The organism is Sphingobium sp. MK2 (genome assembly GCF_040170545.1).
GTDB lineage: Bacteria > Pseudomonadota > Alphaproteobacteria > Sphingomonadales > Sphingomonadaceae > Sphingobium.
On the sequence record NZ_JAZDXA010000053.1, the window covers coordinates 21,263 to 27,531 of the forward strand.

At 59.6% G+C, this 6,269-nt stretch carries 4 protein-coding genes; all 4 read left to right on the forward strand.

The genetic code is table 11. The features are described from left to right. Positions 1-143: 143 nt before the first annotated feature. The gene (locus V2I08_RS18320) at positions 144-1,445 is read left to right on the forward strand and encodes a cytochrome P450 (RefSeq protein WP_349636281.1); all 1,302 of its coding nucleotides are present in this window, start codon (positions 144-146) and stop codon (positions 1,443-1,445) included. A 90-nt stretch (positions 1,446-1,535) separates the two neighbouring features. Then, a complete protein-coding gene (locus V2I08_RS18325; protein ID WP_349636282.1) occupies positions 1,536-3,899 on the forward strand; it encodes a TonB-dependent receptor domain-containing protein in 2,364 nt (787 codons plus the stop codon). A 146-nt stretch (positions 3,900-4,045) separates the two neighbouring features. Continuing rightward, a complete protein-coding gene (locus V2I08_RS18330; protein WP_405053676.1) occupies positions 4,046-5,476 on the forward strand; it encodes an aldehyde dehydrogenase family protein in 1,431 nt (476 codons plus the stop codon). A gap of 215 nt (positions 5,477-5,691) precedes the next feature. Beyond that, positions 5,692-6,120 (forward strand): hypothetical protein, encoded by a 429-nt coding sequence (locus V2I08_RS20650; protein WP_405053675.1) that lies wholly within the window; start codon positions 5,692-5,694, stop codon positions 6,118-6,120. The last annotated feature ends 149 nt before the right edge of the window (positions 6,121-6,269 follow it).

A 6,269-nucleotide genomic window follows, 5' to 3' on the forward strand; every position in this document is an offset into this window, starting at 1 on the left:
GCATTTTCTGCGATTCCCGTCCCTGAAAGGCTGAATGGTCTGACCTCTTTTTACGATTGACGAATCCGCTTGTCCATAGTTACGTAATGACAATACGTAATACGTAAGTGTCCTTAGGACAGCGTGTAGGAGAGGGTAGTTTCATGGCGACTTCGCTGGATGCCGACGTGCGTCCCATCATCCCCGAAGACATTGCGCGGATCGTGATCGCGCCCAAAAGCTATACGGACGACGCGACGATCTATGGCGCTTTTCGCTGGCTGCGTGAACATATGCCGCTGGGTATCGCACAGGTGCCTGGCTATGACCCGGTCTGGGTCGTCACCAAACATGCCGACATCAAGGAAGTGGAACGCAACGGCAAGCTGTTCCACAACGCCGATCACAACCCGATCCTGGTGGATCAGGCGTCGGACGCCTTCACGCGGGACATTAATGGCGGGTCGATCCGCATCTTGTCGTCGCTGACCTATATGGACCCGCCCGAACATGCGTCCTACCGCACGCTGACGTCCAACTGGTTTCTGCCCGGCAAGATCAGCAAGCTGGAGGATCAGATCCGCGTGCTGGCGCGCCAGTCGGTGGACAATCTGCTGAGCTTCGATGGCGAATGCGATTTCGTCCGCGATTTCGCGCTGCATTATCCGCTGCGCGTCATCATGACGCTGTTCGGCGTGCCACCCGAAGACGAACCGCGGATGCTCAAGCTGACGCAGGAGTTTTTCGGCGTACATGATCCCGAAGAACAGCGGCCCGAAATGGCGGCGGACCCGGTCGTCGCGGCAAAGCAGTGGGCAGCCTCGATCGAGGATTTCTACACCTATTTCGACAAGCTGAGCGCCGACCGTCGGGAAAAACCGACCGATGACCTGCTGTCGCTGATCGCCAATTCGCGGATCAACGGCGCGCCGATCCCGCGTAACGAGGCGAACGGCTATTATGTCGCGATCGCCACGGCGGGTCATGACACGACGTCATCCTCTACCGCCGGTGGGCTGCACGGGATGATGGTCTATCCCGAAAATTGGGCCAAGGTGAAGGCGGACCCGTCGCTGATCCCTGGCCTCGTGGATGAGGCGATCCGCTGGACCAGTCCGGTCAAGCATTTCATGCGCAATGCCACCGCCGACACGCAGGTGCGCGGCATGGATATCCGCGCGATGGAACGGCTGATGATCTGTTACCCGTCGGGCAATCGCGACGAGGCGGTGTTTGACGACGCTGACCGCTTCGACATTACCCGCTCGCCCAATCCGCACATCGCCTTTGGCTTTGGTCCGCACATGTGCCTGGGCCAGCATCTCGCCAAGCTGGAGATGCGCATCCTGTTCGAGGAATTGCTGCCGCACCTCAGCTCGGTCGAAATGGCGGGCGATCCCCGCATGGTCGAGACGAACTTCGTCGGCGGGTACAAAGCCCTGCCGATCCGCTTCACGAAGAATTGACGCACATCGCCGCTGGATCACCGCCAAAGCGGGACCGGCGCACAGGCCCAGGATGGGAACATCCGGGCGATAAATGGGAGGAGTCTGAACATGACCAAGAGGATTATCACGCTGGCCGCCACCGTATCGGCCGTTGCATTGCATGCGCAGGCCTGGAGCCAGACCGACGCCACGCCACAGGCGACATCATCGGGCCTTGGCGACATCGTCGTGACGGCACAGAAGCGCGAGCAGGCGATCAACGATGTGCCGCTGTCGATCACCGCGGCATCCGGCGAGAAGCTGGCGAACCAGGGCATCACCAATGTCGCGGATCTGGTAAAGATCGTGCCGGGCTTCAACTATACCGAGAGCGCCTTTGCAACGCCCGTCTACACATTGCGCGGCATCGGCTTTTACGACACCAGCCTGGCCGCCAAGCCCACCGTCAGCATCTATCAGGATCAGGTGCCGATCCCCTTTTCCATCATGACGCGCGGCGCGACGCTCGATCTGGAACGGGTGGAAGTGCTGAAAGGGCCGCAGGGCACGCTGTTCGGATCGAACGCGACGGGCGGTGCGATCAACTATATCGCGGCCAAGCCGACCTCGACCTTCAAAGCCGGTCTTGATGCGGGTCTGGACAGTTTCGGGCAGGTATCGGGCGGCGGTTTCATCAGCGGGCCGATCAGCGACACAGTGTCGGCGCGGGTCGCGGTGCGGACCGAGCAGGGCGGGGCATGGCAACGCAGCTACACGCGCGATGAAAAGCTCGGCGATCGCAACTTTACCACCGGCCGCATCCTCATCGACTTCGAGCCGTCCGACAGCGCACGCTTTTCGCTCAACCTCAACGGTTTCATCGACAAGAGCGACGGGCAGGCAGCGCAACTGATCGGCGTGGTGCCGCTGGGCAATCCAGCGCGGCTGGGGCCTCTGGCCACCTATCCCATCGCGCCGCGTAACAATCGTGATGCCGACTGGACGCCGGAACAGAAGCCCCAGCGCGATGACTGGTTCTATCAGGCCTCGTTTAGGGGCGATATCGATCTGACCGACGATGTCAGCCTGACCTCGATCAGCAGTTGGTCGGAATATCATAACGACCAGGATATCGACCCGGACGGCGTCGCCCTGCGTGACTATTTCTACAACACCACCGGAAAGATCACGGCACTGTCGCAGGAATTGCGTCTGCAAGGGCGGACCGGCGGCCTGACCTATATATTGGGTGCCAATTATGCGCGCGAAAAAACCTATCAGCAGGATGATGCCGGTCCCTATGACCAATCGACATCGGCCTATAATTTCGTCGACGCTGGCCTTGGCATCCCCTTTTTCGTCTACAGCCAATATGCGCGCCAGAAATTCGTCAACAAGGCGGTGTTTGCCAATCTGGACTATGACATCGGTGACAGCATCACCCTGCATGGTGGGGTGCGTTATACCAAGACCAATATCGATTTTGCCGGTTGTACGGCCGATCGCGGCAATGCGTTGGGGCTGGGGATCGAAAATCTGGTCAACTTCATTCGCGGCGGCGCAGGGCTGGCGCCTATCGACATTCCCACCAATGGCTGTGTCACGATCGACGGATCGACGCTGACCGTGGGCGAGGTGCGCAAGTCGCTGGACGAGGATAATGTGTCATGGCGTGCGGGTGTCGATTACAAGCCGAGCAGGGACGTGCTGCTCTACGCTTCCGTCAGCAAAGGCTACAAGTCGGGCAGCTTTCCGCTACTGTCGGCCAGCGACGCCAACCAGTTCAATCCCGTCACGCAGGAATCCGTGACCGCTTATGAACTCGGCGCGAAACTGACCTTGCTGGAGAACACCGCCCAGATCAACGGCGCACTCTTCTATTACGACTATAGCGACAAGCAGTTGAAGGGCCGCGTGATCGCTAATCCCAATGTGTTCGGCCCACTCGAAGCGTTGGTCAATGTCCCGAAAAGCCGGGTAAAGGGCGCGGAAATTCAACTCGACCTCGCGCCGACCGACGGCTTGCGCGTTAGCATCGGCGCGACCTATCTCGACACGCGGATCAAGGGCAGTTTCGTCAACTATGACAGCTATGGCAGCGAGCTTGACTTTGGCGGATCGGCCTTTCCCTACACGCCCAAATTTCAGATCGTGACCGATGCCCAATATGACTGGGCGCTCAGTGACGATGTCGAGGCTTTCGTCGGTGCCAATCTGAATTTCCAGAGCGATACCAAGGCTGTGCTGGGCAATGCCCGCGCCACGCCATCGGCGGACCTGAGCGCGCAGGGTGGCCTGACGATCGAGGATTATACGCTGATCGACCTGCGCGCTGGCCTGTCCTTTGCCGACAAGCGCTACAAGATCAGCGCCTTCGTGCGGAACCTGGGCAATACCTACTACTGGTCCAACGCCACGCGGATCACGGACACGACGGTCCGTTTTGCCGGACGACCGCGCACATTCGGCGCGACCTTGTCGGCGCGCTTCTGACCCGCTCCCCCTGGGCCGCGCCCTGAAAGGCGGGCGCGGCTCTTTCTTTTCGATCCCCGGAGACATGTTCCATGACTGCACCCGTTTCGATCGCCGCTGGATTGCATGGTGACGCCGGTTTCGAGGTCCGCCTTCCACAGCAAAAAATGTTGATCGGGCGCGCATGGGAAGCGGCCGGGGACGGCCGCGTCATCGACGTGGAAGACCCGGCGACCGGACAAGTTTTCGCCAGCGTTCCGGTGGGCAGCGCAGCCGATGTCGATCGCGCCGTCAAAGCAGCGCGGGCCGCGTTCGAATCGGCGGCCTGGAGCCGGATGCGCCCGCTCGATCGCGGCAAGATCATCGAGGCGATCGCGCGAAAGATTGAGGATCATGCCCAGGAACTGGCGCTGCTCGAAAGCTATGACAATGGGAAGGCGGTACATCATGCGCTGGCGGTGGATGTGCCCGCTGCGGTCGATATCTTCCGCTACATGGCCGGCTGGGCGTCCAAGATTTACGGGCAGGTAAATCCGATTTCCGGCGATGGCCGCCAATATCACAGCTATTCGGTGCGCGAACCGATTGGTGTTGTTGGCCAGATCGTGCCGTGGAATTATCCGCTGGCGATGGCGGCTTGGAAGATCGCGTCGGCGCTGGCGGCGGGCTGTACCATCGTGCTGAAACCGTCCGAAGTCACGCCGCTGACCGCGTTGCGCCTGGCCGAGCTCGCGCTGGAGGCGGGGCTGCCCGAAGGCGTGCTGAACATCGTCACCGGCTATGGGCATGAGGCGGGACAGGCCCTGGTCGAGCATCCCGGCATCGACAAGATCGCCTTCACCGGATCGACCCGCGTTGGCAAGCAGATCGTCCAGACCTGCGCGAAAGACCTCAAGCGGGTCACGCTGGAACTCGGCGGCAAGTCGCCCTCGCTCATCTTCGCCGATGCCGATCTCGACAAGGCGGCGATTGGCGCGGCGCTCGCAATCTTCTTCAATTCAGGGCAGGTCTGTCTCGCCGCCTCGCGTCTCTATGTCGAACGGTCAGTATTCGACAAGGTGGTGGACGGCATCGCGCAGGTGGCCAAGACCTTCAAGCTCGGCCATGGCCGCGATCCCGACACGATGCTGGGGCCGCTCGTATCACGCACGCAGCAGACGCGGGTGATGGACTATATTGCGCAGGGTCAGGCAAGCGGTGCCGAACTGGTGATCGGCGGCGGGACGGGCGGGCAGGACGGCTATTTCGTGGAACCCACGATCTTCGCCAACCCCGGTGCCGATGCCAGCATTGTGCGGGAGGAGATATTCGGGCCGGTACTGGTCGCCACCCCGTTCGATGATGTGGACGATGTCGTGAAGACGGCCAACGACACCCGCTATGGCCTAGCCGCGAACATCTGGACCCGCGACCTGTCGCGCGCGCATCTCACGGCGCGCCGATTGCAGGCCGGAACGGTCTGGATCAACACCCATGGCATGAACGATCCGTCGGCACCCTTTGGCGGCGTTAAGGAATCGGGCTGGGGCCGCGAAGTCGGCGAGGAAGGCGTGTTGCATTATACGGAGATCAAGACGGTCACGGCACTCTTGGATTAATGAACTGTTCAAGAAACGATATCAACTTGAAAATTAATATAATTTTGGCTGAATTTATCAGCGTTAATAGGGAAAAATGGATAATTATGACTAGTAATGTTTCGAATTATTTTACTTAGGTTGTGTGGATGAATTAGGCTGTATATAAATTTCCTATCCCCAAGATAAATATATTATTATTCATAGGCTTCCTAATATTATGGAGGTCGGAAACATTGTCGAAGCGGATGGGTGAAGAAAATTGGGGCCATGCGCTGCTTGTGTTCGGGGTGTGCCTGCCACGCCGGGGATGCAAGGCTGCGGACGACCGGCCCATTTTGGAGGCGCTGCATTTCTTCACAGTGAGGAATGTGCGTCGGCGAGCGCTCTTCAAGGAATATGATCACTGGAACAGCGTGTGGAAACGGTTCGAACGGTTAAGTAAGGCTGGTGTATTCGTGGCCTTTTTTTACACGCTGGCTAAGATGAGCCCATCGGCACGTCTGATCCAGATGTTCAATTCCACAATCGTGTGCGCCCATGTTTCGGCAGCGGGCGCAAAAGGGGGCAGAGCAGTCAAGCCCTCGGTCGCTCGCGCGGCGGCTTCACGACCAAAATCTACGGCAAAGCGGATAGTTGCAGAGACCCGATCGCCGTCGACTTGACGCCCAGCACTTCGCGGCGGCCATCGGTGTTGACGCCAACGGCGATTATCGCCGCCGTCGAGACGATGCGCCGGGAGTGTCAGGATTTCCGTGTGCGGGCGGGCATAATAGGTAAAAAGGGAGTCCCACTATGTCTCGACGCAAAGAGC